The organism is Halomonas sp. IOP_31, assembly GCF_021151495.1.
In the GTDB taxonomy this organism is placed as follows: domain Bacteria; phylum Pseudomonadota; class Gammaproteobacteria; order Pseudomonadales; family Halomonadaceae; genus Modicisalibacter; species Modicisalibacter zincidurans.
The window spans coordinates 85663-112572 of record NZ_JAIRBP010000009.1; the positions used below are offsets into that span (position 1 = coordinate 85663).

Below are 26910 nucleotides of genomic sequence, written 5' to 3' on the forward strand. Positions count from 1 at the left end.
GTAGAATACTCGGAAATGTCTTCGCCGAGCCGACCCCATGACCGACAACTCCCTCCGCGACCTGCGTGTCCCGAACGCGCAAGCCACGCCGCCCGCCCCCAAGGTCGAGTTTCCCTGTGACTACCCGATCAAGGTCGTCGGCGACGCCGCGCCCGATTTTGAAGCCGCCGTCATCGACGTGATCGAGGAGCATGCTCCGGGTATCGACCGGCGTACCGTCAACGCCGTCGACAGCCGCAATGGCAAGTTCCGTTCAATACGGGTGACCATCACCGCCACCGGGCAGGAGCAACTGCAGGCGCTGTTCGTCTCGCTCAAGGAAACCGGCCGCGTGCACATGGTGCTTTGACTCGATGACCAGAGTCCTGGCGTGGTGGTGACGACGTGGTGATGACGAGGAGTCGTGATGGACGCAGCGTCGGCGGCAGCGCCGATCAGAGTGTTTCAGCTCGGACGCCAGGCTTATCTTCCGGTCTGGCAGGCGATGCGCGAGCTGACCGATAGCCGCGATGCCGCTACCCCGGATCAATTCTGGGTGGTGGAACATGAGCCGGTCTTTACCCAGGGCCAGGCAGGCAAGCCGGAACATCTACTGATGCCTGGCGATATTCCGGTGGTGCAGACCGACCGGGGTGGCCAGGTCACCTATCACGGCCCCGGACAGCTGGTGCTGTACCCGCTGCTCGATGTGCGGCGCGGCAGGATCGGCGTGCGCGATCTGGTGAGCGCCCTGGAGCAGGCGGTGATCGGGGTGCTGGCCGACGCGGGCATCGAGGCCCATGCGCGCCCCGATGCCCCGGGCGTCTACGTCAATGCGGCCAAGATCGCGTCGCTGGGCCTGCGCATTCGGCGTGGCGCGAGCTTTCACGGCGTGGCGTTGAACGTGACGGGCGATCTATCGCCGTTCCAGCGCATCAATCCCTGTGGCTATGCCGGGATGCAGATGGTGCGTCTTGCCGATCTGGTGGAAGAACCTTGCTTGCCAGCGGTGGCGCAGCGCCTGATCGCGCATCTCGCGGGGCGGCTGGGCCGGAACACCGCGGCGGCCATGCCCGGCGAACTGCCGGAACATTGCCTGGCGCAGGGGCTTTCGTACAGGGTTTCGGCCTGAGCGGGTCAGGCCGCTGGCCTAGCCGACGTTGATGGCGGGAATGATATCGAGGTCGGGCTCCTGCCCCGGCACCGCGGCGGGCGCGGCAAGCCCCAGGTTGTTCTTCTCGAATACCCGATCGGCCCGATAACTGGAGCGAACCAGCGGACCGGCGGCGACTTCCATGAAACCCTTGTCGAGCCCCAGTTGCCGATAGCGTTCGAACTCGTTCGGGGTGACCCAGCGCTCCACCGCCAGGTGGTTCCTGGTGGGACGCAGATACTGCCCGAGCGTGACGATATCCACGCCAATCGCCCTGAGATCGTCGAAGGTGGCGAGGATCTCGTCGTCGGTTTCGCCCAGCCCCAGCATCAGGCTGGTCTTGGTCAGGATATCGGGGCGATGGCGCTTGGCGTGGGCCAGCACGTCCAGGGTCTTGCGATAGCCGGCGCGGGGATCGCGAACCCGCGAGGTCAGGCGTTCCACGGTCTCGACGTTCTGGGCGAAAACCTCCAGCCCCGAATCCACCACGGCCTCCACGGCCGGTTCCCGAGCGTCGAAATCCGGCGTCAGCGCCTCGACCACGACCTCGGGGGTGCGGGTCTTGATGGCGCGAATGCAGGCTGCATAGTGGGCGGCGCCGCCATCGTCGAGATCGTCGCGGTCGACCGAGGTCAGGACGATGTAGCGCAGCCCCATCAGCTCCACCGACTTGGCGGTGTTCTCGGGCTCTTCGTGATCCAGCCAACCTCGGGGGTTGCCGGTATCCACGGCGCAGAAACGGCAGGCGCGGGTGCATACCGAGCCCATCAGCATGATGGTGGCGGTGCCGTTGCTCCAGCATTCGCCCATGTTGGGGCAGTGCGACTCGGCGCAGACGGTGCTCAAGCGATGTTCCTTGACGTTGCGCTTGACCGCATCGAAGCGTTCGCCGCCCGGCATCTGGATCCGCAACCAGGGCGGCTTGCGTCCGGTGACGGCGCTCTCTTCAGCCTGCTGACGCTCCTCGGTTTGCTTGCGCTGCTTGATGCCGTCCTTGATCACGGACATGCCGCGTTCGTTGCGGTACTTCTTGCCGCTGGAAACGGACTGCGAAGACGTATCACTCATATCGGACCTGACTCTCCAATCGACCTGCTGACCGGCCTGTTCGGCGACGTGGGCCGCACGTTAAATGCCCTGCTCGGCGCGTCTCTATGAGAGGCAATTTACCACACTCGACCCGGTGTCATCACATCAGCTGCCGTGGTTGGCGGGGATCGGCAGGCAGACCACCGAGTGGCCGGGCATCGGCTCGAGCGGCGCCTTGAAGTGCGCGTTGAGCTCGGGCAGCAACTCGCGCAAAAAGCGCATGAACAGCTCGGTCACCGGGGTCGGATAACGATCCTTGGGATAAACGGCGCACCACGAGCGCTTGAGCGGAAACCCCGGCAGGGCGGGTGAGGCCAGCAGGCCCGAGGCCAGCTCCAGTTGCACCGCCAGGCGCGGCAGCACGGACACCCCGAGGTGCGCCATGACACCCTGCTTGATCGCCTCGTTGGTACCCAGCTCGAGGGTGTGCGCCAGCGAGACCCGCTCGCGGGAGGCGTACTCCTCGAAGGCGGTACGCGTTCCCGAGCCGGGCTCGCGCATCAGCACATAATGACGCGCGAAGTCCTCGAAGGTCGGTCTGTCGTCGCTGAGCAGCGGATGGCCGGGCCAGACCACGGGAATCATCTCGTTGTCGAGAACCGGCATGAACGCCAGGTTGGCGTCATCCGGCACCATGCCCATCAGCACCAGGTCGTCGCGGCGTTCGGCGAGGCGCTCAAGGGCCTGGCCGCGATTGCACACGTGCAGGCGGATCTGCACTTCGGGATAGCGGGCGCGAAACCGTGCCAGGATATGCGGCACCACGTATTGCGCGGTGGATACCGCCGTCAGGTTGAGTTCGCCGCGAATGGTGCCGGCCAGCTCGGAGAGTTCCATCTGCAGGCTCGATACCTGGCCGAATATCGATTGGACCGTGGCCGCCAGGGCGTCGGCGGCGGGCAGCACATGCAACGTCTTGCCGGCGTACTTGAACAGCGGTTGTTCCAGTGCCTGCTCGAGCTGACGGATCTGCGCGCTGACCGCCGGCTGGGTCAGACCCAGTTGTTCCGCGGCACGCGAATAGGACTGCTGGCGATGCACGGCCTGGAAGACCTGGAGCTGGCGAAAGGTCAGGCGATTGAGCAGATGAGGGCGCGACATGGCGATTTCCGCATAAGAGGTATAAGCCGTCCCTTATAGGTTGGCAAAAAAATATCAATTTTTCTATTGGTAGCCCGCCGGGTAGCGTAAAGGCACATTCAGTACGGTCGTTACCACGTGCGAGCAACCCGTGAGTGTTTCGCATGGCCACCGTGGACGCAACCCGGGAGGACCGCCAGTGTTCCATAAACTGTTGATCGCCAATCGCGGCGAGATAGCGGTGCGTATCGTGCGCGCCTGTGCCGAGATGGACATTCGCTCGGTCGCCGTGTACACCGAGCCCGATCGCTTCGCGCTGCACGTCAAGCGCGCCGACGAGGCGCATTTCGTCGGCGACGACCCGCTGGCCGGCTATCTCGATCCGCAGCGACTCGTCGACCTGGCCCGCGAGACCGGCTGCGACGCCATCCATCCCGGCTATGGTTTTCTCTCGGAGAATGCCGATCTGGCGCGTATCTGCAGCGAGGCGGGGATCGCCTTCGTCGGCCCGTCGTCCACAGTGATCGCGCGGATGGGCGACAAGACCGCCGCGCGTGCGGCGATGCGCGAGGCCGGCGTGCCGGTTACCCCGGGCTCCGAGGGTAATCTGGCCAGTTGCGAAGACGCCCTGGCGCTGGCCGAGACGATTGGCTATCCGGTAATGCTCAAGGCCACCTCCGGGGGCGGCGGTCGCGGCATTCGCCGCTGCGACGATGCCACTCAGTTGCGCCAGGCCTGGGAGCGGGTGATTTCCGAGGCCACCAAGGCTTTCGGCAGCGCCGACGTGTTCATGGAAAAGTGTGTGGTCGAGCCGCGGCACATCGAGGTGCAGATACTCGCCGATCGCCACGCCAACGTCATCCACCTGTTCGAGCGCGATTGTTCGATCCAGCGCCGCAACCAGAAACTGATCGAGATCGCCCCCAGCCCGCAGCTGACCCCCGAACAGCGTGCCTATGTCGGCGAACTGGCGGTGCGCGCCGCCGAGGCGGTGGGCTACGAAAATGCCGGGACCGTCGAGTTCCTGGTCAAGGGCAACGAAATCTATTTCATGGAGATGAACACCCGAGTCCAGGTCGAACACACCATCAGCGAGGCGATCACCGGGGTCGACATCGTCCGCGAGCAGATCCGCATCGCCGCCGGGCTGAAACTGGCGTTCCGCCAGGAAGACATTCGCCATCACGGTTATGCGATCCAGTTTCGCATCAACGCCGAGGACCCCAAGAACGACTTCCTGCCGTCGTTCGGCCGGATCACCCGCTACTACGCGCCGGGCGGCCCGGGGGTGCGTACCGACACGGCGATCTACACTGGCTACACGATTCCGCCGTATTTCGACTCGATGTGCCTGAAGCTGATCGTCTGGGGGCTGACCTGGGAGGAAACCCTGAATCGCGGCATTCGCGCGCTCAACGACATGCGCCTGCAGGGGGTCAAGACCACCGCGCCCTATTACCAGGAGATCCTGCGCCACCCGGATTTTCGGCGCGGCGAGTTCGACACCGGCTTCGTGCCGGCGCACCCGGAGCTGCTCAATTACTCGGTGAAGCGCAATCCCGAAGAGGTCGCATTGGCCATTGCTGCCGCCATCGCCGCCCACGCCGGACTATAAGGAGAGATTCATGAGCCCGAAGCAACCCGACCGGGTCCACGTCACCGACGTCGTGCTGCGTGACGGTCATCAGTCGCTGATTGCCACTCGCATGCGCACCGAGGACATGCTGCCGATCTGTCCGCAGCTGGACGCCATCGGCTTTCATTCCCTGGAGGTATGGGGTGGGGCGACCTTCGACGCCTGCGTTCGTTTTCTCAAGGAGGACCCCTGGGAGCGGCTGCGCGCATTGAAGGAGGCGCTGCCCGCCACGCCGCTGCAGATGCTGCTGCGCGGCCAGAACCTGCTGGGCTACCGCCACTATGCCGACGACGTGGTCGAGCGTTTCGTCGCGCGTTCCGCTGACAATGGCATCGATATCTTCCGGATCTTCGACGCGCTCAACGACCTGCGCAATCTGGAAACCGCGATGCGCGCGGTCAAGGCCAGCGGCAAGCACGCCCAGGGCACGCTGTGCTACACGGTCAGCCCGGTGCATACCCTGGCGATGTTCGTCGAACAGGCCCGCCGGCTGGTCGAGATGGGCGCCGATTCGATCGCCATCAAGGACATGGCGGGTCTGCTCACCCCCTATGCCACCGAACAGCTGGTGGCGGCGCTGGTCGAGGCGGTCGAGGTGCCCATTCACCTGCATGCCCATGCCACCTCGGGGCTGTCGTCGCTGTGTCATCTCAAGGCGATCGAGGCCGGCTGCCGGCACATCGATACCTGCAACTCCGGCTTCGCCGGCGGCACCAGCCACCCGTCCACCGAAGCGATGGTCGCCGCACTGCAGGGCACCGGCTACGATACCGGGCTGGATCTCGAGGCGCTCAAGCAGGTCGGCGACTATTTCCGCGAGGTGCGCAGGAAATACGCCGCCTTCGAGAGCGAGTTCACCCGCGAGGACGTCTCGGTACAGATCAACCAGGTGCCGGGCGGGATGATGTCCAACCTGGCCAACCAGCTCAAGGAGCAGAACGCGCTATCGCGGATTCGCGAGGTGTTCGCCGAGATCCCGCGGGTGCGCGCAGACCTTGGCTACCCGCCGCTGGTCACGCCGACCTCGCAGATCGTCGGCACCCAGGCGGTGATGAACGTGCTCACCGGCGAGCGCTACAAGGCCATCACCAACGAGGTCAAGCGCTACCTGCAGGGCGGTTACGGCCAGCCGCCGGCCGAGGTCGACGCCGAGATCCGTCGCCGGGCGATCGGCAACCAGCCGGTCGAGGAGGGGCGCCCGGCCGATGCGCTGGCACCCGAGATGGAGCGCCTGGGCCGCGAGACCGGAGAGCTGGCCGAGAGCGAGGAGGACGTGCTGACCTTCGCCATGTTCCCCGAACTGGGCCGCGATTTTCTGCAGGGGCGCCGCGACGGCACCTTAAGCCCCGAGCCGCTGCCCGCACCCGACGCCGCGGCGGGGCGCCCGGCGACCGAGGGCGTGCCCACCGAGTTCGTGATCGATGTGCATGGCGAGTCCTACGAAGTGCAGATCACCGGTGTGGGACGCAACACCGGCGGCAAGCGCCAGGTCTACCTGACGCTTGACGGCATGCCCGAGGAAGTGGTTTTCGAGGCCAAGGACGACTATGTCGGCAGCGCGGCGCCGGGGCGTGCCAAGGCCAGCGCGCCGGGGCACGTCACCACCTCGATGCCGGGCAACATCGTCGACGTGCTGGTCGCTGTCGGCGACGGCGTCGAGGCCGGTCAGCCGGTGCTGGTCACCGAAGCGATGAAGATGGAAAGCGAAGTTCATGCCCGGGTCGCCGGCACCGTGCAGGCCGTCCACGTTGCGCGTGGCGATCGCGTCACGCCCGGCGAAGTGCTGATCGAGATCGACTGAGTCACAGCTTTAGGTGGTCGGCAAGTGGCTGTCGGGATGGGCGATGGTGCCTGCCGACTCACGGCGAGGCATCGCCGGACTTGCAACTGGCGCTGAGCCGGCTAGTAGTTAAGAGTAAGCAATTGTTCGCCCCACCCAGGAGAGACCCCATGGATGACAAGCACCGTAGCGATGAACTGGCCCGCCTGGTCGACCAATGCTACAGCCAGGCGCGCCGCGTCGATGGCCGCAGCGCACTGATGGGCGGTGCGCTCGGGCTATTGTTGAGCAGCCGCCATGGACGCGGCGTGCTCGGCAAGGCCCTCAAGTACGGCCTGGTGGCGGGGGTCGGTGCGCTGGCCTGGCGGGCACGCAGCGAACGCGAGCGCAGCCCATCGCGCGGGCTGGACGACGCGACACCATCATCCAACGGCGACGAGACGATCGCCGAGACGCGGGTCTCCGAGACGCCGGCCGCCGGAACGCCGGCCGCCGGAACGCCGGCCGCCGGAACGTCGACGGGCTCCTTCGCGACCCAGCGCGACGACGCCGAACCGCCACAGGTGCCTTGAGTCGGCAACTCGCCTTCATGGCCACGTGGTCGCCGACGGCGTTCGGCGCGCGCTTGGCGCTGCATCCCGCTCTACCGTGACGCCCGCAACGCCGGGCGCCACGTATCTGCATTTCCGGACCCTTCAGGCCTGTTTCCGCCGCTGCCGGCTGCGAGTCGTCGCGCCATGGTCCGAAATGAACCCGCAATCGAGGGCTTTTGTTGGCTGCATGGCAGGCAAGATGGCGTTACCCTTATCATGCAGTGCAGCAAAGCCACTACGGGAGCTTTCACCATGTTGTCTCTTTATGCCTCCATGGCGCAGGCGGCCACGACCTTCTGGGATCCGCTGGGGATCGGTCGCGCCGCCATCGACTATTGGCGTGACGCCGCCGAGCGCAGCGTGCTCTATCTGGATGTCATGCGACAGCGCGGCAACCAGTACCTCGAGCACATGGAAAAGACCCGTCCCAGCGTGCTGGGCTTCGCGACCGAGATGCTGGTCGATGGGCGGGATCTGCCGCGTCCGGTCAATTACGAGCTGATGCGCGTGCTGCCGCCCGAGGGCGTTATCGTCGACGACGACATGCGCCCGTTCGTGGTCGTCGACCCGCGTGCCGGTCATGGGCCGGGCATCGGCGGCTTCAAGCCCGACAGCGAGATCGGCGTGGCGCTGCGCGCCGGTCATCCCTGCTACTTCATCGGTTTTCTGCCGTTTCCGGTGCCTGGGCAGACGGTGGAGGACGTCGTCGAGGCCGAAGCGCATTTCCTGCGTCAGATCATCGAGCGTCACCCGCAGACCGACGAGAAACCGATGGTCGTCGGCAACTGTCAGGCCGGCTGGCAGCTGATGATGGCGGCGGCGCTCGAGCCCGACTGTTTCGGGCCCATCCTGATCGCCGGCGCGCCGCTCTCCTACTGGGCGGGCGAGCGCGGCAAGGCGCCGATGCGCTACTCCGGCGGGATGCTCGGCGGCAGTTGGCTGACCGCCTTCGCCAGCGATCTGGGGGCGGGCAATTTCGATGGCGCCTGGCTGGTGCAGAACTTCGAGAAGCTCAATCCGGCCAATACGCTGTGGAGCAAGCAGTACAACCTGTTCGCCAACGTCGACAGCGAGGCGCGTCGCTATCTGGAATTCGAGCGCTGGTGGGGCGGCCACGTGGTCCTCGACGGTGCCGAGATCCAGTATATCGTCGACAATCTGTTCATCGGCAACCGACTGAGCAGCGCCCAGTTGCAGACCCGCGACGGCCGGCGCATCGACCTGCGCAACGTGCGCTCGCCGATCGTGGTGTTCTGCTCGAAGGGCGACGACATCACGCCGCCGCCCCAGGCGCTGGGCTGGATTCGCGATCTTTACGGCAGTGTCGACGACATCCAGGCCAACGACCAGACCATCGTCTATTGCGTCCACGATACCACCGGCCATCTGGGCATCTTCGTCTCGGGCAGCGTCTCGCGCAAGGAGCACGCCGAGTTCACGGAGAACATGGATTACATCGATATCCTGCCGCCGGGGCTCTACGAGACCGCAGTCAACGAACGGCCCGGTGACGGGTCCGCAGCGCAGCATGTCGATGGCGATTACCTGCTCGAGTTCACCCCGCGCGATCTCGACGATGTCAACGCCATCGTCCAGCCGATCCACGAGGACGAGCGGCGCTTCGCCACCCTGGCCAGGGTCTCGGAGATCAATCTGGGGATATACCAGCGCTACGCGCAGCCCTGGATGCAGGCGATCGTGACCCCCGAGGCGGCGCGCTGGATACGCCGCATGCACCCCATCCGGCTGGGCTACAAGCTGCTCTCGGATCGCAATCCGGCCAGCGTGCCGTTGCCGGTGATGGCCGATTTCGTCAAGGCCAACCGCGCTGCGGTCGGCAACGACAACCCGTTTCGGGTCGCCGAGAGCATGCTCTCGGATCAGATCGTCAACGCCCTCAATGTCTTGCGCGACGTGCGTGACCAAGGCATCGAATGGCTGTTTCTGGAGACCTACGGTCAGCCCTGGTTGCAGACATTGGCCGGGCTCGGCGTCGACCGTGGCGAGCTGCCCAACCGTCGCCCCGGGCTCGAGCCCGAGCATGGCCGCTTCATCGCCCAGCGCATGGAGGCGCTGCGCGGACGGATCGCCGAGGGCGACAGCCATCACGCAGTGATGCGCGCGCTGATCTTCGTGCTGGGGGGCGCGCCATCCACCGACGAGCGCAACTTCCAGCGGCTCAAGCAAACCCGTGCCCAGATCGAGCCGGATATCAATCTGAGCACGTTCAAGGCGCTGGTCCGCGAGCAGTTCTTCATTCTCAAGCTGGATTCGCCGGCGGCCCTGGAGGCGCTGCCAACCCTGCTCGAGGGCCAGAACGCACAGGCCATCGACGCGCATCTTGCGCACATCGAGCATGTCGTCGAGGCCAGTGCGCCGCTGTCCGAGCGTACCCAGTCACGCCTCGATCGGGTGCGCGAATTGTTCGCGCGGGCCAAGCCGGAAGCCAGACCCGGGCCGGCGTGACGTAACGCTCGAAAACCCCTGATCGGCACGGCGGGCCAGGGGGCTTTCATGTGGCCGGGCTTGGCGAGGGTCTCGTGCCAGCGTCCCGCCCATTGGAGCAGTTCCGTCTTCTTGGCGTCATGGGCGATCAGCGCGATGCGCTTTCTCGCCGGCAGGGTGCGCTGAATCTGGCGTCGCGGACGCTCGGGGCCGCTGACCTCACCGCTCATGACGACGCCGCGTCCAGGTCGAGAATCTTCATCGAATTGGTGCCGCCATGCGCGTTCATGTGATCGCCGCGAGTCAGGATCACATGATCGTCGGGCTCGGCGATGCCGCGGTCGCGGAGCAATCGCAGGGCGCGCACATCGAGCTCCTCGGGCGGAATGTTGGTAGTGTCGAAGGGCAGCGAGACCACGCCGCGATACAGCGCCATGCGCCGCTGGGCGATGGGGCTGTGGGCCAGTCCGACGATCGGCAGTCCCGAGCGGATGCGCGAGGCGATCAGCGGCGTGTAGCCGGTGGCGGTCATGCAGGCGATCGCCGCCACGCCGGCCAGATGGTTGGCGGCGTACATTGCGGATAGCGCCACCGTTTCGTCGATGCGGGTGAAATCCTCGTGGATGCGGTGCTTGGACTCCTGGATGCTGCGTTCGCGCTCGGCGCCCAGGCACAGGCGCTGCATCGCCTCGACGGTTTCGACCGGGTAGTCGCCGGCGGCGGTCTCGGCGGAGAGCATCACCGCATCGGTGCCGTCGAGCACGGCGTTGGCGACGTCGAACACCTCGGCACGGGTCGGCAACGGCGAGGTGATCATCGACTCCATCATCTGGGTGGCGGTGATCACCGCGCGATTGAGGCTACGCGCGCGCTGGATCAGGCGCTTCTGCACGCCGATCAACTGGGCGTCGCCGATCTCCACGCCGAGATCGCCGCGGGCTACCATCACCGCCTCGGAGGCGCGGATGATGTCGTCCATCACCTCGGGGTCGGCGACCGCCTCGGCGCGTTCGATCTTGGCCACCAGGCCGATCTCGGCGCCGGCCTCGCCGAGCAGCTCGCGGGCCAGCTGCATGTCGGCCGCCGAGCGCGGGAACGACACCGCGAGGTAATCGACGCCGATATCGATGGCGGTCTTTAGATCCTCGCGGTCCTTGTCGGTGAGGGCCGCCGCCGACAGGCCGCCGCCCTGCTTGTTGATGCCCTTGTTGTTGGACAGCTTGCCGCCGACGCGCACCGTGGTATGGACCCGCGGTGGCTCGACCTTGATTACTTCCAGTTCGAGGCGGCCGTCGTCGAGCAGCAGCACGTCGCCGGCGCTGACGTCGTCGGCCAGCGTCTTGTAGTCGCAACCGACCTGGGTGGCATCGCCGGCATCGCGCGCAAGCGACACGTCGAGGATGAACGTCTGATCCTCGACGAGCGTAACCGCGCCGTCGGCGAAACGGGCGATGCGAATCTTCGGGCCCTGCAGGTCGCCGAGCGCGGCGACGCTGCGACCATGACGCTCGGCGGCTTCGCGCACCGCACTCAGGCGGCGGCGATGATCCTCGGGCGAGCCGTGGGAAAAGTTCAGCCGCACCACGTCGACGCCGATACGGATGAGTTCGTCGAGTACGCCCTCGCGATCGCTGGCGGGGCCCAGGGTGGCGACGATCTTGGTGCGGCGAAGGGGGGCATGGCCGTGCAAGTCCGGCATGAGAAGCTCCTTACTGCTCGGTACTGTCTCTATAAAGGTGGCAACGATCGTCCGCCATGCAAAGTGCTTGTGCGGAAGTCCACGTCAACAAGCCTGGCGGTCGTGCCTGCGACAACATGTAGTCATTTTACTACATCATAGTACAGCACGTTGTCGCCGGACGTGAAAGCCGCGCGATCCCCGACTCCGCGCGTCCGACCGAGCGCAGTGTGGGACCAGGCCGGCCGCCATGGCAGGCTTGCGCCAAGCCTGGCCGCGCGTCTAGTGTCATGAAAACCCGCCTCGCACTTGACGCCATGCAGCGACTGGCGCCCAGCGGATGGCTGGGGTAGGGTAAGCGCATTTTGTCACCGGCGTTCGCGTTCGGTACGTCGTACACGTCGCCGCGTCATGCATGCGGACTCGACACGTAGAAAGTGGAGCACTATGGGCAAGTCACTGGTCATCGTTGAGTCGCCAGCCAAGGCCAAGACGATCAACAAGTACCTCGGCAACGATTTCATCGTGAAGTCGAGCGTCGGCCACATTCGCGACCTGCCGACCAGCGGCTCCGGCAAGAACGTCAGCGATCCCAAGGAGCGCGCCAGGCAGGCAGCGGCGACACGCAAGATGTCCCCCGAGGAGAAAGCTGTCTACCAGAAGCAGAAGTCCTGGCATCAGCTGGTGCGGCGCATGGGCATCGACCCGGAGCATGGCTGGCAGGCCAACTACGAGATCCTGCCGGGCAAGGAGAAGGTCGTCGAGGAGCTGGCCAAGCTGGCCAGCAAGGCCGACACCATCTATCTCGCCACCGACCTGGACCGCGAGGGGGAGGCGATCGCCTGGCACCTGCGCGAGACCATCGGTGGCGATGACGAACGTTACAAGCGGGTGGTGTTCAACGAGATCACCAAGAACGCCATTCAGGAAGCCTTCAAGGAGCCGGGCAGCCTCAACATGCCGCGGGTCGAGGCGCAGCAGACGCGGCGCTTCCTCGACCGGGTGGTGGGTTTCATGCTTTCTCCATTGCTGTGGAGCAAGGTCGCCCGCGGGCTGTCCGCCGGGCGCGTGCAATCGGTGGCGGTGCGCCTGATCGTCGAGCGCGAGCGCGAGATCCGCGCCTTCGTTCCCGAAGAGTTCTGGGACGTGCATGCCGATCTGGTCAGTTCAGCAGGCGAGCCGATACGCTTCGAACTGGTGCGCCAGGACGGCAAGCCGTTCCGGCCCACCTCCGAGGCCGAGACCCTTACGCGCATCGCAGCGCTTCACAAGGCCGATCTTGAGATCACCGCCCGCGAGGAGAAGCCGACCCGCTCCAAGCCCAACGCGCCGTTCATCACCTCGACCCTGCAGCAGGCCGCCAGCGGCCGGCTGGGATTCTCGGTGAAGAAGACCATGACCCTGGCCCAGCGTCTCTACGAGGCGGGTTACATCACCTACATGCGTACCGATTCCACCAATCTTTCGCAGGAAGCGGTGAGCGGTGTGCGCGACTACATCGAGGGTCAGTTCGGCCAGCGCTACCTGCCCGAAGCGCCGCTGCGCTATTCGAGCAAGGAGGGCGCCCAGGAGGCCCACGAGGCGATCCGTCCCTCCGAGGTGACGCGCACCGCCGCCGACCTGGCCGGCATGGAGCGCGATGCCGAGCGGCTCTACGAGCTGATCTGGCGCCAGTTCGTGGCCTGCCAGATGACCCCGGCGGAGTACCTGTCGACCACGCTGACGGTGGAAACCCAGGGCTTCGAGCTGCGCGCCAAGGGCCGCGTGCTCAAGTTCGACGGTTATACCCGGGTCATGAAGCCGACCGGCAAGAAGGACGAGGACCAGACGCTGCCCGATCTGGCCGAGGGCACCGCGATGGTGCTCGAGCGCCTCGACCCGCAGCAGCACTTCACCAAGCCGCCGGCGCGCTACACCGAGGCGAGCCTGGTCAAGGAGCTGGAGAAGCGCGGCATCGGCCGGCCGTCGACCTACGCCTCGATCATCTCGACCATTCAGGATCGCGGCTACGTCAAGCTCGAGAGCCGGCGCTTCTATGCCGAGAAGCTCGGCGACATCGTCACCGACCGGCTGGCCGAATCGTTCAGCGACCTGATGGATTACGGCTTCACCGCGCGCATGGAGGACAGCCTCGACGAGGTCGCCGAAGGCGAGCGCAACTGGCGGACGCTGCTCGACGCCTTCTACGCCGAGTTCCGGGCCAAGCTGGAAACAGCCGAGGGCGAGGACGGCATGCGCCCCAACCAGCCGGTGCCCACCGACATCGACTGCCCCAAGTGCGGGCGCAAGATGCAGATTCGCACCGCCTCGACCGGGGTATTCCTGGGCTGCTCGGGATACAACCTGCCGCCCAAGGAGCGCTGCAAGACCACCATCGACCTGATTCCCGGCGACGAGGCGGTCGCCGCCGAGGCCGGCGAGGACGCCGAGACCGATGCGCTGCGCGCCAAGCGTCGCTGCCCCAAGTGCGGCACGGCGATGGACAGCTACCTGATCGACGAGACCCGCAAATTGCATATCTGCGGCAACAGCCCCGATTGCGACGGCCACGAGATCGAGTCCGGCAAGTTCAAGCTCAAGGGCTACGAAGGGCCGACCATCGAGTGCGACAAGTGCGGCAGCGACATGCAGTTGAAGTCGGGCCGCTTCGGCAAGTATTTCGGCTGCACCAACGAGAATTGCAAGAATACCCGCAAGCTGCTTAGAAGCGGCGAGGTGGCGCCGCCCAAGATGGACCCGATCCCGATGCCCGAGCTGGCCTGCCAGAAGGTCGACGACCATTACGTGCTGCGCGACGGCGCCAGCGGGCTGTTCTTGGCCGCCAGCCAGTTTCCCAAGAATCGCGAGACCCGCGCGCCGCTGGTCGCCGAACTCAAGGCCCACGCCAAGGAGCTGCCCGAGAAGTATCACTTCCTGCTCGAGGCTCCCGCCCAGGACCCCGACGGCCGGCCGGCGCAGATCCGCTTCTCGCGCAAGACCAAGAGCCAGTACGTGATGAGCGACGAGGAGGGCAGGGCCACCGGCTGGAAGGCGATTTACGAGGACGGCCGCTGGCAGATCGAGGACAAGCGCAAGTGACTCCCCGAGGACGCACCAACCAGTTGCTCTACCAGGCCGAATTGCTGCTCGCCTGCGAGCCCGGCGACGACGAGCATGCCGCGGCGCGGCACATGGCGATCGAGGAGGGCACGCTGGCGCTTGCCGAGCTGGCGCTCGACGCGGCGTTGCGCGAACTCACCGAGCATGCTGCGTTTAAGCGTCACGACTGGCGGGAACTGCTGGAAGGCCAGGATGAAGGCGTCGCCGAGTTGCGCCGCCTGCGGGTGCTGCGCGACGACCCGGAAAGTTGGCTGGCGAGGCTCTGTCTGCGACTGCATGCGCTGCACGATGTCGAGGGCGCGGCGCGGCGCGAGGCGAGCGATTCGCTGATCGTCGCCGCCGATCGCGTGACCCTGGGCGACGAGCTGCGCGGTTGTCTGCAAGGCTTCAAGGACGAGCTCGCCGCGCTGCGCGAAACCAGCGTCGAGTGGTGACGGCCAGGCACGCTGAGTGTTAGGCTGTTAACGAGAGAACAACGACCAGGGCCGTATGCCGTGGTCGTTTTTTGTTGCCAAGGAATAACCAGCCATGGCGCAATGAATCGAGGTGACCGTGTCAGAGACTGCCGTGTTGGAAATCGTCGAACTCGCCGATGGCGAATTCGTGTTGCGCCCGGCCGATGAAGGCGAGGGCGAGCCGCTGTTGAGCATTCGCATCTCCGAGGAAGCCGCCGAGCTGCTGAGTCAGAGTCGCTTCGAGGTGGCCCGGAAGATGATCGATCACGCGATAACCCAGACCACCCTGTGGGAGGGCGAGAAGGACGCAACGTCGCTGCCCGAGACGATGCATTGACTGTCGGGCACTTCGCCGTGCCCGCTCATGAATGAAATCCATGGCGGGCCTGAATCGTACCCGCTAGCCAGCACGCTCCTGATCCATCCGGTAACCAACGAGGGGGCGGCATGCAACGTGTAGCCATTCTGGTCGACGTGCAGAACGTCTACTACACCACTCGCCAGGCGTTCGGCCGGCATTTCGACTACAACGCCTTCTGGGCGCAGGCCAGCGCCGGGCGCGAGGTGGTCGCGGCCCACGCCTACGCGGTCGACCGCGGCGACGACAAGCAGCGCCAGTTCCAGAACATCCTGCGCGCCATCGGTTTCGAGGTGAAACTCAAGCCCTACATCCAGCGTTGCGATGGCTCGGCCAAGGGCGACTGGGACGTCGGCATTGCCCTCGATGCCATCGAACTCGCCGAGCGCGTCGACCGGCTGGTACTGGTGTCCGGCGACGGCGATTTCGCGCTGCTGGTGCAGCGTGTCGGCCAGCGCTTCGCGGTCCCGGTCGAGGTCTACGGCGTCGCTCGACTCAGCGCCGAAGCGCTGGTGCGCGCGGCCTCGCCGTTCATCGCCATCGACGCGCCGCTGCTGCTGGCGGCGCGCCCGGCTCAGCCTTCGCGGTGACGCTTCATCCAGTTGACCAGTCCGCCTTCGAGCAGTATCTCGACCTGGCGCGGGGTCAGGTCGTGGCGCAGCACGATTTCGCCGTCATCGCTTTGGACGGCGATGCGATCGCCCTGCTTCAGGGTCTCGTGCACACCCTCGAAGGTTAGCGTCTGGCCGCTTTCCAGGGTGTCGTAATCGCCGGGATCGTCGAAGCGCAACGGCAGCACGCCGAAGTTCACCAGGTTCTGCCAGTGGATGCGCGCAAAGCTCTTGGCGATGGCCACTCGCAGGCCGTTGTAGCGCGGTGCGATGGCGGCGTGCTCGCGGCTCGAGCCCTGGCCGTAGTTGCGCCCGGCGATGACGCAGTGATCGCCGCTGGCCTCGGCTTTCTGCGGATACTCCTCGTCGATGCCGCGAAAGCAGAATTCGGCGATGCGCGGGATATTGCTGCGATACGGCAGCACCTCGTTGCCGGCCGGCATGATCTCGTCGGTCGACACGTCGTTGTGCATCTTCAGCAGCACCGGTAGTTCCAGACGGTCGGCGATCGCCTCGAATTCCGGCAGCGAGGCGATGTTGGGTCCCTTGATCAATTCCACCTTGCGCGCGGCGTCGGGCTCCAATGGCGGCATCAGATCGCGAACGTCGATCAGTGGATCGTCGGGCTCGCTGACGCGCGGGTAGGCGAAGTCGAGATCGCGCGGATCGCTGATCGCCCCGTTGAGCGCCGAGGCGGTGGCGGTCTCGGGACTGCACAGGAAGACCCGGTCCTCGCGGGTGCCGGAGCGGCCGGGAAAGTTGCGCGGCGTGGTGCGCAGGCTGTTGCTGTCGTTGGCCGGGGCCTGGCCCATGCCGATGCAGCCGTTGCAGCCGGCCTGGTGCAGTCGCCCGCCGGCGCCCAGCAGGCTGAGCACGTGGCCGTCGCGATCGAGCGTCTCGAGGATCGAGCGCGAGGTGGGGTTGATGTCGAACGATACCCAGTCGCTGATCCGGCGATCCTTGAGCATTTCGGCGGCGATCGCGAAATCCCGATAGCCGGGATTGGCGGAAGAGCCGATATACGCCTGGGAGAGGCTCTCGCCGGCGATCTCGCTTACCGGTACGACGTTGCCCGGGCTCGAGGGCTTGGCGATCAGCGGCTCGAGCCGGGACAGGTCGATCTCCTCGTCGATGTCGTAGCGCGCACCCTCGTCGGCGGCGAGCGGGCTGAAATCGTCGCCGCGGCCCGCCGCGTCGAGGAAGCGCTTGACCGCATCATCGGCGGGAAACACGCTGGTGGTGGCGCCCAGCTCGGCGCCCATGTTGGCGATCACGTGGCGATCCATCGCCGACAGGCACGCAAGGCCCGGGCCGTGGTACTCGATGATCCGGCCGATGCCGCCGTCGACGCCGTGTCGGCGCAGCATCTCGAGGATCACGTCCTTGGCGCTGACCCAGTCGGGCAACTCGCCGGTCAGCCTGACGCCCCAGATCTCGGGCATCTTGAGATAAAAGGGTTCGCCGGCCATGGCCATCGCCACGTCGATACCGCCGGCGCCGATCGCCAGCATGCCCATCGAGCCGGCGGCCGGGGTGTGGCTGTCCGCCCCCAGCAGGGTCTTGCCGGGCTTGCCGAAGTGCTGCTGGTGGGTGGGATGGCTGACGCCGTTGCCGGCCCGCGAGAACCATACGCCCAGCCGCGCGGCGGCGCTCTGCAGGAAACGGTGATCGTCGGGGTTCTTGTTGTCGCCCTGGATCAGGTTGTGGTCGACGTACTGCGCCGAAACTTCCGTCTTGACCCGCTCGAGGCCCATCGCCTCGAGTTCGAGCATCACCATGGTGCCGGTGGCGTCCTGGGTCAGTGTCTGATCGATGGTCAGTGCGATCGCCTCGCCCGGCGCCATACGACCTTCGACGAGATGGGCGTCGATCAGCTTGTGTGCCACGTTCATGGCCATCTTGTCTCCTCTCGCGGCCCTGGTCCTGCGCCGCGCATGTGATGTGACTGTCGGCGTCAGCCGCCGTGCTGTTGCTGCCGTACTGTCAGTCAGTGTAGAAAACTCGCAGTCAGTGTAGAAAGCTCACGGCCCGCGACTAACGTTGCATGCCATGGCGGCTGACGTTGCCGCATCGATCCTCTATCTTACGTTAACGTCAATCAGGCGAGTCTGCCCGGCCGGCGGGGCCGGCAGCCCACAAGGTAGTCGCGACTCGTACGGCGTATATCGCGCAATTAACGCGCCTGCGATCCGGGCGCCGACCAGGAAAGATCCGATGAGCACAACAACGATGAGCACAACAACAAGGCCCAGCGTCGTTCACCGGCCCGATTTCATGAACGGCGACGAGTTCCAGATTCCCGTCTTCAAGCTGCTCAAGCAGGACGGCACGCCCTACAAAAACGCCAAGCTTCCGCCGCTCGACAAGGACAAGGCGCTGTGCATCTATCGCGCCATGCTGTTCACCCGGGTGCTCGACGAGCGCATGCTCGCCGCCCAGCGCCAGGGCCGGCTGAGCTTCTACATGCAGTCCACCGGCGAGGAGGCCACGGTGATCGGCAGCACCGCCGCACTCGACGACGCCGACATGATCATGGCTCAGTATCGTGAGCAGGGCGCGCTGGCCTATCGTGGCTTCGGCGTCGACGAGTTCATGAACCAGCTGTTCGGCAACGACCGCGACTACGGCCGCGGCCGGCAGATGCCGGTGCACTACGGCTCCAAAACGCTCAATTACCTGACCATCTCCTCGCCGCTGGCGACCCAGATTCCCCAGGCCACCGGCTACGCCTACGGCCAGAAGCTGGCCGGCGAGGGCCACTGCACGATCACCCTGTTCGGCGAGGGCGCCGCCTCGGAGGGCGACTTCCACGCCGCGCTCAACATGGCCTCGGTGCATCGCGTGCCGGTGATCTTCCTGTGCCGCAACAACGGCTACGCGATCTCCACCCCGGCGGTCGAGCAGTTTTCCGCCGACGGCATCGCGCCGCGCGCCTTCGGCTATCGCATGAAGGTGATCCGCGTCGACGGCAACGACATCCTCGCCGTCTACCAGGCCACCCAGGAGGCGCGCAAGCTGGCGGTCGAGCATAACCAGCCGGTGCTGATCGAGGCGATGACCTACCGTCTCGCCGCGCACTCGTCGTCGGACGACCCTTCGGGCTATCGCAGCCGCAAGGAGGAGGCAGCCTGGCGCGACAAGGACCCGGTATTGCGCATGAAGCTGTGGCTCGAGGGCCAGGGCTGGTGGAGCGAAGAGGCGGAAAAGCAGGAGCAGGAAAGCCGACGTCGCGAGGTGCTCGAGGCCATGAAACGCGCCGAGAAGCGCCCACCGCCGCCGCTCGACAGCCTGGTCAGCGACGTCTATCACGAGCTGACGCCGGCACTCGCCGACCAGCTCGAGGCGCTCAAGACGCATATCCGCAAGTATCCCGAGGCCTACCCCAAGAGCGCGCCCACGCTTGACGCTGATCAAGGAGGTGCGCGCGATGCCTGAGATGAACATGCTGCAGGCCATCAACCAGGCGCTGGATACGGCGATGGCCGCCGACGACAAGGTGATCTGCTTCGGCGAGGACGTCGGCGTGTTCGGCGGGGTTTTTCGCGCCACCAGCCACCTGCAGGAAAAGTACGGGCGCGATCGCTGCTTCAATACCCCGCTGGTCGAGCAGGGTATCGTCGGTTTCGCCAACGGCCTGGCCGCGCAGGGCTCGGTGCCGGTCGCCGAGATCCAGTTCGCCGACTACATCTTTCCGGCCTTCGACCAGATCGTCAACGAGACCGCCAAGTTCCGCTACCGCTCGGGCAATCTGTTCAACGTCGGCGGGCTGACCCTGCGCGCGCCCTACGGCGGCGGCATCTCCGGCGGGCTCTACCACTCGCAGTCGCCCGAGGCCTACTTCGCCCATACCCCGGGGCTCAAGATCGTCGTGCCGCGCAATCCGCACCAGGCCAAGGGCCTGCTGTTGGCGGCGATCCGCGACCCGGACCCGGTGCTGTTCTTCGAGCCCAAGCGGCTGTACCGCGCCTCCACCGGCGAGGTCCCCGCGGAGGATTACCAATTGCCGCTGGGCAAGGCGGAAGTCACCCAGCAGGGCGATGACATCACCCTGCTGGCCTGGGGCGCGCAGATGGAGGTGGCCGGCAAGGCCGCCGAGCTCGCCGCCAAGCAGGGAATCTCCTGTGAGCTCATCGATCTGCGCAGCATCCTGCCCTGGGACGCCGAGACGCTGGTCGAGTCGGTGCTCAAGACCGGCCGGCTGGTGATCACTCACGAGGCGCCGCTGACCGGCGGTTTCGCCGCCGAGATCGCTGCCACCGTGCAGAGCCGCTGCTTTCTCTACCTGGAGTCGCCGATCGCCCGGGTGACCGGACTGGATACGCCGTTCCCGCTGACCCTGGAGAAGGAGTATCTGCCCGATCATCTGAAGATCTTCGAAGCGATCAAGCAGACCATCGAATTCTAGAACCGGCAGCCCGGCGATTTCAGGAGACAATCATGAGCGATTTCATACTGCCGGACATCGGCGAAGGCATCGTCGAGTGCGAGCTGGTCAAATGGCTGGTCGGCGAGGGCGACACCATCGAGGAGGACCAGCCGGTGGTCGAGGTGATGACCGACAAGGCGCTGGTCGAGATCACCGCGCCCGAGGCCGGACGAGTGACGCGGCTCTACTATCAACAGCAGGAGAATGCCCGGGTGCATTCGCCGCTGTTCGCCTACACGCCGCTGGAGCGCGCGGAAGACGACGACGCGGACAGCGGCGCGACGCAGGACGCCGCCGAGCGCGAACCCGCGCGCGACAGCGGCCATCCCGAGGCGGTCACGCCCCCCGTCGAGTTGCCGGCCGAACGCCAGGCGGCAAGCGCGCCTGCGCGCCAGGACGAAACGGCACGCAACGCGCCGAATCAATCCGCCGGTGGCCCGCATGGGCGCATTCCGGCCAGCCCCGCGGTGCGCCGGCTGGTGCGCGAGCTCGGCGTGTCGCTGGCGGCGATCCCCGGCTCCGGCAAGCACGGTCGGGTGCTCAAGGAGGACGTGCTGGCGTTCGACAGGCGCGGCGACGGGCCGCGTCAGACGTCGCAAGCCGCGCCCACGGCTAGCGGGGGCGCGGCGCGGGTCGAGCCGATTCGCGGCATGCGCGCGGTGATGGCCAAGCGCATGGTCGAGTCGGCGACGACGATCCCGCATTTCAGTTACGGCGACGAGATCGACGTCACCGAGCTGCTGGCGCTGCGCGAGCGGCTCAAGGCGCAGGCCGAGGCGGCCGGCACGCGGCTCACGCTGATGCCGCTGGTGATGAAGGCGCTGGCGCTGGCGCTTCAAGCCCATCCGCTGCTCAACAGCCGGGTCGACGCCGCCGTCAGCGAGATCCACTACCAGCCGCACTGCAACATCGGCATGGCGGTGGACAGCCGGATCGGCCTGCTGGTGCCCAACGTCAAGCGCGTCGAGCAGTTGAGCCTGCTCGACATCGCCCGTGAAGTGGCGCGGCTGACCGAGGCCGCCCGCGAGGGCCGGGTCGGCCAGGCGGATCTCGCCGACGGCACTATCAGCATCTCCAACATCGGCGCGCTGGGCGGTACCTACGCCGCGCCGCTCATCAACCTGCCGGAGGTGGCGATCGTCGCGCTGGGCCGCACGCAGTGGCTGCCGCGCTTCGACGCCGCCGGGCAGGTGGTCTCGCGGGCGATCATGACCGTCACCTGGTCGGGCGATCACCGGATCATCGACGGCGGCACCATCGCGCGCTTCTGCAATCAGTGGAAGGGCTACCTCGAAGACCCGCAATCGATGCTGCTCGAGATGACATAGCTCGAGATGACACAGCAGTGCCTTTCAAAACCCTTAAGCCGGCCTCAGCCATGTCTAGATTGACGGTATGGTTAGCAACGCTTACCCGATGAACTTTGGTCTCTGGTCGAGCCCGGGCGTGTCGTTGGCCAGCCTGCTATACGATGGACACAGCGCAGTTGGCGTTCCGGAACGCCTGGTTAGGCTGCCTCGAAATTCAGAGGATGGATGTCGTCCAGGTTGACCGTATTTCGCGCCACCCAGAGGTCATACATAGCCTGCATTGCCAGCCAGCTTTCCGGCGTGCGACCAAGAACCTTTGATAGCCGCAATGCCATTTCCGGACTAATACCACTGTCCCCTTTGAGCAATCGGGACAGTGTCGAAGGCGAAACCCCAAGGCTTGAGGCGAGCTGACGAGAACTAATACCGAAAGGCTCCAGACACACTTCCCCAATGAACTCACCCGGATGCGGCGGATTATGCATAGTCATTAGTGATAATTGTTCTGCCCTTCAATGGATGAAGCCGGAAGCCAGGAATGTCCATGTCTTCCACTGATGTGGCGGTACCAAGAGCGGCAAGCTGCACACGCAGCTTCTTGGCATGATCTGCTTGTATTCCAGCCGTGCTGCCAGTCGAATAGAACCGTTTTAGTCCCTTGTGGCGGAATGATTTAATCATGGATGAATGATGGTAGCTTGGTGCGCATCGCGCAACAACAGGGCTTTAGGCTCTTGGATGAGTTGCAGCTGACCTGATGAGGAGTATGCATTTACATGTAAATAGGAATGTTGGCGCCTCGCACCAGATGAGGTGCCAGCCACATGATCTATATAACTGTAGTCTCCAAGGTAAGTAACGATCAACTACCGAGCAGACGCTCCCGTCGCTCGGCAAGCGACAGGGCTATAAAGCTTGTTCACTATCGGAGGGGCTCGGGCGGCATACTGCGTCTCGTTTGAGGCATGTGAAATACCCGGATGCCCCCGACTCTCTTTGTATGAGAGCTTTCAACAAGCCTTATGTGGTTGATAAGCCGCATTAACAGGAGGAACTTCATGGCCAGCCGCGCCGAATATTACCTGCTCGATGTCTTCACCGATCATGCCTTCGCGGGGAATCCGTTGGCCGTTTTCCCGTTTGCCGAGGGAATCGGCAGCGAAAACATGCAGGCCATCGCCAATGAGCTGAACCTCTCCGAAACCGTCTTCGTGGGCCAGACCAACGCGCCGGATCGTTTCCCTATTCGTATCTTCACGCCAACCATGGAGTTGCCCTTCGCTGGCCATCCGACGGTAGGCACCGCCCACCTGCTGGCGGAACTGGAGCTAGCAAGACGCGACAGCCCCCTCATCCTCGAAGCCGAGGTCGGGCCGCTTGGGGTGACCTTTAAGCAGGATCTGGCTTGCTTCACGACGGCACAGTCGGTGGAGATTCGAAACAGCACGCTAACCCGGACCACCGCCGCTCAATTGCTCGGGTTGGGTGAAGGCCAGATCATCAGCGATCCCGTGCTGGCCTCATGTGGGCTACCGTATCACCTCATCGAGCTTGGCTCTCTGGACGCGCTCGGACGTGCTCTACCCTCTCCCAGCGTCTGGAAAGAATGGGTTACACCCAGCAGGTACGAGCAGATTTACCTCTATGTAGCCGACAGCACTACCGGTCAGGCGGGTTCCCTGCGTTGTCGGATGTTCTCAACGGAAGGCGGGGTACGCGAAGATCCGGCTACCGGCAGTGCTGCTGCGGCACTGGCAGGCAAGCTGGCAGCATCCAGGCAAGGCCCCGGCGTGTGGCGTTGGGAGATCCGGCAGGGCGTCGAAATGGGGCGACCCAGCCGTATATTCGCCGAGGCAGAACGTAGCAAGGAGAGCATGACAATTCGAATCGCAGGGCAGGCGGTAGTGTTAGGAAAGGGCATGCTCCGTTTACACGGGTAACGTCTTGCTGTCGCTGCCATGGATAGGATCAGGATCAGGCCACGTATATTCCTTGTTGAAAAATAACGTGGCCGGGTGAAAGGATTCAGGCTTCTTACTTGAAGGCCGTCTCCTGGAAACTTTGTCCGGCAATGACTCGCCGATGCCAGGCCTCAAGCCGGGGCCGGCTACTGGCCCAGTTCGCTTCGGGTAGCCGGAAGCCCAGATAATCCAGCGCCACCGCGACAGAGATCTCCCCGAGGGTCATTGCCGGCGCTACCCGAGATTCGTCGAGCTCCGTTTCCAGCCGATCCAGGATCCGCTGCATGGCCCGCCAACGCCGCTGGCCCAGCACACTATCGTCGACCTCGCTACCCAAATGTTTCCTGGAGATCACCGTGGTAAAAGCGCCATCCATCAGGCCTTGGCCGAGTCCGGCCAGATGCAGGACCTCATTCAAGCGGGCCGTAGGAATGATCGGCTCGCTGCGTCCAAGCCCATCAAGGTAAAAGGCGATTATGAACGACTCGCTCAGTGCGGTGCCGTCCTGGATAATCAATGCGGGAATGCGTCCAGCGGGGTTGGCATCGAGCAGTGCGGCATCGTCGGTCCATGGATCGCACCAGCGCAGAGTGACCATCTCTGCCAGGCCTTTTTCCAGCACAACGATGCGTACCATGCGGGCATAGGGGGACGTCGCGTTCAGAAAGAGTTCCATTAGTGTCTCCAGGGTTCGGGGGTGGCAACGCCGTGGCGCTCTTGCACGCCATGGCTGAGAAGGATCAAGGTCAGGCCGCCGGCGAGCATGAAACCGCCGATGGCAAAGAGTGGGGTATACGTACCCCAGAGCTCATAGAGGGCGGACATGCCATAGCCTGCTGCGGCCTGGGCCGCAGCGAAAGCGGCGGTGGCCCGTCCCCAAAGCTTCTTGTGCGCGGCTGGGCCGACCAGCTCGGCAAGCCGCCCCGACGTCAAGGCTACGATGCCAGGGATCATGGCGCCGACCACGAACGAAGAAACCGACCGGCTGAGTAACGCCAGGGACAGCACGGGCAGAGCGACCGCGGCGGCTTTGGCGGCAAACGCCAATGCCAGGCCCCGATGCCAGCCGAGCCGTCGCGCTACGGCACCGGCAATCAACGGGCCGCAGACGGCCCCCACCCCAAAGATGCCCCACTGCAGGGCAGCCGCATGGTTGCCCAGCGCGTTTTCCCTGGCCAGGTAATCGACCCAGAACACCGTGTGCGGCACGAAGCCCACGGCATCCAGGGCGTAGGCGCCGATCACCAGCAACACGACCATGGCCATACCGGCGTGTGCCTCTTGGGTATTGGCTTCCCGAGAAGATGGCGTGGCTGACGTGGCCAGGTGTGTCAGTCCACGATCGCAGACAATCCCGGCCACGAGACCGACCAGCCCCAAGGCGATCCAAGTGGCGAACAGGCTGGCTTCAAGCAGCAGCGGGACCACCCATGCTGAAAGCAATGCTCCTAGGCCGATGCCGGTAAAGACCAACGCGCCCACGCTGGTACGCCGATCGGCTGGTGTGGCTGCCAGCGCCATCGAAGGCCCGACGACCATCAGGATCGCACCGGCGATGCCCGAGACCAGCCTCCAGACAAAGAACCAGGTGAAGCTGGCCGGTCCGGCACAGAGCAGAAAGCTCAGGGCGATGCCCGCGAAGCTCAACCCGATCACCATCCGTGGCGAGTAGCGCTCCGACAGGGTGTGGGCGGCAAGCGCTCCTATCAAGTAGCCGAGCAGGTTGGCGGCGCCCAGATAGGCGGCCTGGCTGGCGCTGAACCACTGTTCCTGGATCAGCGCCGGTAACAGCGGCGTGTAGGCAAAACGGGCCACGCCGATGCCGGCAAGCGTGGCCATAATGCCCGTTAGCAGGGCAGGGAGGTCTTTCTTGTGAACCATGCTGCTGTCCTTGTTAGACGGCGGTATTGGCGATTGGCTGCTCGGGCGAGGTTCGCTTCAACCGGGCTCTGGTGAACAACTCGCCCACCGTCCGGCCGGCATCGACCAGGGCAGTGGAGTTCACATGGGGGCGAGGCACGATGTAAGTATAGAATTTTGCGCCCTCACACACCGTGCCCAGTGCCCAAGCATTGTCTAGCGCCTCTCCCTCGGCCGAGACGATATGCAGGTCGGCGTCGACCTCGATCCCGCCTATTTCGACATCGCCATTACAGAATGGCTGGATTACCCCCCGCTCGAGCAGGCGCTGAGTGAATATCGACTGATCGATGGCAGGAGAGGATTTGGGAACCCGCGCTCTGACCAATACGTCGGCCCGGAAGCTGGCTTGAGGAAACAATGGGCTGTTTACCATGAAGGAGGCTTGTTCGGGGTCCATTGCGGCGTAGGCGCCGGGCCCAAACCCGAGATCCAAATAGCCAGCCTTGGCTAGCGCCAACCATTCCTCGATACGTTCCAGCGGAGGGCCTACGGCCAAGCGGTTCATTGCCGGCACAAACTCGCCCATGAATTCTCGATGCGAGCTGGCGGAGAGGGCCCCGAAGTCGATGGCATCGCGCAGGTTATCCCGAACATCGCGCAGTACATCACAAGCCGCCTTCAGTGGGCTGTCGACGTTACCCCGACGGGCTTCCTCCAGGTCCGTCTCGAGGAACGTGCGCAGCCAGACTTGGTAAACCCCTCGGTTCTGTAGTGCTACTTCGGGAATAGGGTCGACTAGAGACTGCCAAGTAAATAGGGGGATCCCTGTGCAGCAACGCCTGAGGATGGCCTCGGCCGAGTTGGTATCAAGGCGCACTAGGGTCTCATCGAGCAGGGAGGCAAAGGCCTCGCCATGTCGTTGGCGGGCATGGGCCAGGTAATAGGCATGGGCCATGTCTCGGACCAGCAATGGGAAGACGTCAGCAAAGAAGTCCAGCTCGCCGGGGCCTTTCTCGGCTTGCCACCTAATGACTTGTGCCCGGGTCAGAAAACGCGCCCGATATTGATCCGAGACCCCTTTCTGGTTCTCAGCGCGAGCCGACAGGGGCAGTCCACTACGCGAATACAGGGCTAAGGCCGGCTCTTGGCCAGACGGCTGGTAGATGAGTTCACCAGTCTCGACATTACGATGGAATCGCCCCCCACGGCCAACCGTCAGCGCTGCAATGGCATCGATCGCGGTCAGGCCCATTCCCTCGATGGCCACCGAGGCGCTAGCCTGAATATTGCACCATTGGCGCGAGTTCGGCCTGCTGAGTGATCAGGCCAGCTCTTCATGCTGGATTCAGCAAGAATCGGTCACGTTTTGATCAATTACCCAGCGTCGAGACACA

Annotated in this window: 23 protein-coding genes; 14 read left to right on the forward strand and 9 right to left on the reverse strand. The window is 64.8% G+C overall.

Annotation, left to right across the window (positions count from 1 at the left end; genetic code table 11):
- Positions 1-37: 37 nt before the first annotated feature.
- On the forward strand, positions 38-349 hold the full coding sequence (locus K7I12_RS07055) for an HP0495 family protein (protein ID WP_031382954.1): 312 nt from the start codon (positions 38-40) through the stop codon (positions 347-349).
- 57 nt (positions 350-406) lie between these two features.
- Positions 407-1111: a lipoyl(octanoyl) transferase LipB gene (lipB, locus tag K7I12_RS07060; RefSeq protein WP_231663679.1), complete on the forward strand. Its 705-nt coding sequence runs from the start codon at positions 407-409 to the stop codon at positions 1109-1111.
- Positions 1112-1129: 18 nt separating this feature from the next.
- Here lipB and lipA read toward each other — a convergent pair whose 3' ends face one another.
- Positions 1130-2200, reverse strand: coding sequence for a lipoyl synthase (gene lipA / locus K7I12_RS07065; protein WP_231663682.1), 1071 nt, complete (start codon positions 2198-2200; stop codon positions 1130-1132).
- A 126-nt stretch (positions 2201-2326) separates the two neighbouring features.
- Positions 2327-3322, reverse strand: a complete 996-nt coding sequence (locus K7I12_RS07070; protein WP_031382957.1) for a LysR family transcriptional regulator — start codon at positions 3320-3322, stop codon at positions 2327-2329.
- 178 nt (positions 3323-3500) lie between these two features.
- Between K7I12_RS07070 and K7I12_RS07075 the strand changes: the two genes are divergently transcribed.
- From K7I12_RS07075 to K7I12_RS07090, 4 genes are all read left to right on the forward strand, one after another.
- The gene (locus K7I12_RS07075; protein ID WP_031382958.1) at positions 3501-4916 is read left to right on the forward strand and encodes an acetyl-CoA carboxylase biotin carboxylase subunit; all 1416 of its coding nucleotides are present in this window, start codon (positions 3501-3503) and stop codon (positions 4914-4916) included.
- 10 nt (positions 4917-4926) lie between these two features.
- Positions 4927-6738 (forward strand): sodium-extruding oxaloacetate decarboxylase subunit alpha, encoded by a 1812-nt coding sequence (oadA, locus tag K7I12_RS07080; protein WP_031382959.1) that lies wholly within the window; start codon positions 4927-4929, stop codon positions 6736-6738.
- A gap of 149 nt (positions 6739-6887) precedes the next feature.
- Positions 6888-7289, forward strand: coding sequence for a DUF533 domain-containing protein (locus K7I12_RS17590; RefSeq protein ID WP_031382960.1), 402 nt, complete (start codon positions 6888-6890; stop codon positions 7287-7289).
- A 273-nt stretch (positions 7290-7562) separates the two neighbouring features.
- Complete coding sequence (locus tag K7I12_RS07090; RefSeq protein ID WP_231663684.1) at positions 7563-9776, forward strand: DUF3141 domain-containing protein; 2214 nt, start codon at positions 7563-7565, stop codon at positions 9774-9776.
- A 205-nt stretch (positions 9777-9981) separates the two neighbouring features.
- Here the strand turns inward: K7I12_RS07090 and pyk are convergent, their stop codons facing one another.
- Positions 9982-11454, reverse strand: a complete 1473-nt coding sequence (gene pyk / locus K7I12_RS07095) for a pyruvate kinase (protein WP_031382962.1) — start codon at positions 11452-11454, stop codon at positions 9982-9984.
- Between the two features lie 426 nt (positions 11455-11880).
- Between pyk and topA the strand changes: the two genes are divergently transcribed.
- The 4 genes from topA (at position 11881) to K7I12_RS07115 (ending at position 15935) form a co-directional block, all read left to right on the forward strand.
- Entirely contained in the window at positions 11881-14511 is a 2631-nt protein-coding gene (topA, locus tag K7I12_RS07100; RefSeq protein WP_031382963.1) for a type I DNA topoisomerase, read from the forward strand.
- Positions 14508-14966 (forward strand): DUF6586 family protein, encoded by a 459-nt coding sequence (locus tag K7I12_RS07105; protein ID WP_231663686.1) that lies wholly within the window; start codon positions 14508-14510, stop codon positions 14964-14966. The genes topA and K7I12_RS07105 overlap by 4 nt, the downstream gene beginning before the upstream one ends.
- Positions 14967-15084: 118 nt before the next feature.
- Positions 15085-15324: a hypothetical protein gene (locus K7I12_RS07110; protein WP_031382965.1), complete on the forward strand. Its 240-nt coding sequence runs from the start codon at positions 15085-15087 to the stop codon at positions 15322-15324.
- A gap of 110 nt (positions 15325-15434) precedes the next feature.
- On the forward strand, positions 15435-15935 hold the full coding sequence (locus K7I12_RS07115; RefSeq protein ID WP_231663688.1) for a LabA-like NYN domain-containing protein: 501 nt from the start codon (positions 15435-15437) through the stop codon (positions 15933-15935).
- Here the strand turns inward: K7I12_RS07115 and K7I12_RS07120 are convergent.
- On the reverse strand, positions 15920-17854 hold the full coding sequence (locus K7I12_RS07120; RefSeq protein WP_231663690.1) for an aconitate hydratase: 1935 nt from the start codon (positions 17852-17854) through the stop codon (positions 15920-15922). The two genes, K7I12_RS07115 and K7I12_RS07120, sit on opposite strands and share 16 nt — an antisense overlap.
- 316 nt (positions 17855-18170) lie before the next feature.
- Between K7I12_RS07120 and K7I12_RS07125 the strand changes: the two genes are divergently transcribed.
- The 3 genes from K7I12_RS07125 to K7I12_RS07135 are packed head-to-tail and all read left to right on the forward strand — an operon-like array spanning position 18171 to position 21710.
- Positions 18171-19391: a thiamine pyrophosphate-dependent dehydrogenase E1 component subunit alpha gene (locus K7I12_RS07125; RefSeq protein ID WP_231663691.1), complete on the forward strand. Its 1221-nt coding sequence runs from the start codon at positions 18171-18173 to the stop codon at positions 19389-19391.
- On the forward strand, positions 19384-20361 hold the full coding sequence (locus K7I12_RS07130) for an alpha-ketoacid dehydrogenase subunit beta (RefSeq protein ID WP_231663693.1): 978 nt from the start codon (positions 19384-19386) through the stop codon (positions 20359-20361). Before K7I12_RS07125 ends, K7I12_RS07130 begins: the two co-directional genes overlap by 8 nt.
- Positions 20362-20393: 32 nt before the next feature.
- On the forward strand, positions 20394-21710 hold the full coding sequence (locus K7I12_RS07135) for a 2-oxo acid dehydrogenase subunit E2 (protein ID WP_231663695.1): 1317 nt from the start codon (positions 20394-20396) through the stop codon (positions 21708-21710).
- 179 nt (positions 21711-21889) lie between these two features.
- Here K7I12_RS07135 and K7I12_RS07140 read toward each other — a convergent pair whose 3' ends face one another.
- A complete protein-coding gene (locus K7I12_RS07140; protein WP_231663697.1) occupies positions 21890-22183 on the reverse strand; it encodes a HigA family addiction module antitoxin in 294 nt (97 codons plus the stop codon).
- Complete coding sequence (locus K7I12_RS07145; protein ID WP_231663699.1) at positions 22170-22373, reverse strand: type II toxin-antitoxin system RelE/ParE family toxin; 204 nt, start codon at positions 22371-22373, stop codon at positions 22170-22172. The genes K7I12_RS07140 and K7I12_RS07145 overlap by 14 nt, the downstream gene beginning before the upstream one ends.
- A gap of 377 nt (positions 22374-22750) precedes the next feature.
- Between K7I12_RS07145 and K7I12_RS07150 the strand changes: the two genes are divergently transcribed.
- Entirely contained in the window at positions 22751-23632 is an 882-nt protein-coding gene (locus K7I12_RS07150) for a PhzF family phenazine biosynthesis protein (RefSeq protein ID WP_231663701.1), read from the forward strand.
- 94 nt (positions 23633-23726) lie between these two features.
- Here the strand turns inward: K7I12_RS07150 and K7I12_RS07155 are convergent, their stop codons facing one another.
- From K7I12_RS07155 to K7I12_RS07165, 3 genes are read right to left on the reverse strand one after another with little or no spacing between them, the layout of a single operon-like run.
- Positions 23727-24329 (reverse strand): glutathione S-transferase N-terminal domain-containing protein, encoded by a 603-nt coding sequence (locus K7I12_RS07155; RefSeq protein WP_231663703.1) that lies wholly within the window; start codon positions 24327-24329, stop codon positions 23727-23729.
- Positions 24329-25534: a YbfB/YjiJ family MFS transporter gene (locus tag K7I12_RS07160; RefSeq protein WP_231663705.1), complete on the reverse strand. Its 1206-nt coding sequence runs from the start codon at positions 25532-25534 to the stop codon at positions 24329-24331. The genes K7I12_RS07155 and K7I12_RS07160 overlap by 1 nt, the downstream gene beginning before the upstream one ends.
- Before the next feature lie 13 nt (positions 25535-25547).
- Complete coding sequence (locus tag K7I12_RS07165; RefSeq protein ID WP_231663707.1) at positions 25548-26783, reverse strand: hypothetical protein; 1236 nt, start codon at positions 26781-26783, stop codon at positions 25548-25550.
- Positions 26784-26910 lie beyond the last annotated feature (127 nt).

Bases quoted from the DNA above. Each gene is read 5' to 3' on its own strand.
- K7I12_RS07070 (WP_031382957.1), bottom strand. From the start codon at position 3,322: ATGTCGCGCCCTCATCTGCTCAATCGCCTGACCTTTCGCCAGCTCCAG.
- K7I12_RS17590 (WP_031382960.1), top strand. From the start codon at position 6,888: ATGGATGACAAGCACCGTAGCGATGAACTGGCCCGCCTGGTCGACCAA.
- lipB (WP_231663679.1), top strand. From the start codon at position 407: ATGGACGCAGCGTCGGCGGCAGCGCCGATCAGAGTGTTTCAGCTCGGA.
- K7I12_RS07120 (WP_231663690.1), bottom strand. From the start codon at position 17,854: ATGGCCATGAACGTGGCACACAAGCTGATCGACGCCCATCTCGTCGAA.
- K7I12_RS07140 (WP_231663697.1), bottom strand. From the start codon at position 22,183: ATGACTATGCATAATCCGCCGCATCCGGGTGAGTTCATTGGGGAAGTG.
- K7I12_RS07115 (WP_231663688.1), top strand. From the start codon at position 15,435: ATGCAACGTGTAGCCATTCTGGTCGACGTGCAGAACGTCTACTACACC.
- K7I12_RS07135 (WP_231663695.1), top strand. From the start codon at position 20,394: ATGAGCGATTTCATACTGCCGGACATCGGCGAAGGCATCGTCGAGTGC.
- K7I12_RS07130 (WP_231663693.1), top strand. From the start codon at position 19,384: ATGCCTGAGATGAACATGCTGCAGGCCATCAACCAGGCGCTGGATACG.
- pyk (WP_031382962.1), bottom strand. From the start codon at position 11,454: ATGCCGGACTTGCACGGCCATGCCCCCCTTCGCCGCACCAAGATCGTC.
- lipA (WP_231663682.1), bottom strand. From the start codon at position 2,200: ATGAGTGATACGTCTTCGCAGTCCGTTTCCAGCGGCAAGAAGTACCGC.
- K7I12_RS07125 (WP_231663691.1), top strand. From the start codon at position 18,171: ATGAGCACAACAACGATGAGCACAACAACAAGGCCCAGCGTCGTTCAC.
- K7I12_RS07090 (WP_231663684.1), top strand. From the start codon at position 7,563: ATGTTGTCTCTTTATGCCTCCATGGCGCAGGCGGCCACGACCTTCTGG.
- K7I12_RS07155 (WP_231663703.1), bottom strand. From the start codon at position 24,329: ATGGAACTCTTTCTGAACGCGACGTCCCCCTATGCCCGCATGGTACGC.
- topA (WP_031382963.1), top strand. From the start codon at position 11,881: ATGGGCAAGTCACTGGTCATCGTTGAGTCGCCAGCCAAGGCCAAGACG.
- oadA (WP_031382959.1), top strand. From the start codon at position 4,927: ATGAGCCCGAAGCAACCCGACCGGGTCCACGTCACCGACGTCGTGCTG.
- K7I12_RS07150 (WP_231663701.1), top strand. From the start codon at position 22,751: ATGGCCAGCCGCGCCGAATATTACCTGCTCGATGTCTTCACCGATCAT.
- K7I12_RS07160 (WP_231663705.1), bottom strand. From the start codon at position 25,534: ATGGTTCACAAGAAAGACCTCCCTGCCCTGCTAACGGGCATTATGGCC.
- K7I12_RS07145 (WP_231663699.1), bottom strand. From the start codon at position 22,373: ATGATTAAATCATTCCGCCACAAGGGACTAAAACGGTTCTATTCGACT.
- K7I12_RS07055 (WP_031382954.1), top strand. From the start codon at position 38: ATGACCGACAACTCCCTCCGCGACCTGCGTGTCCCGAACGCGCAAGCC.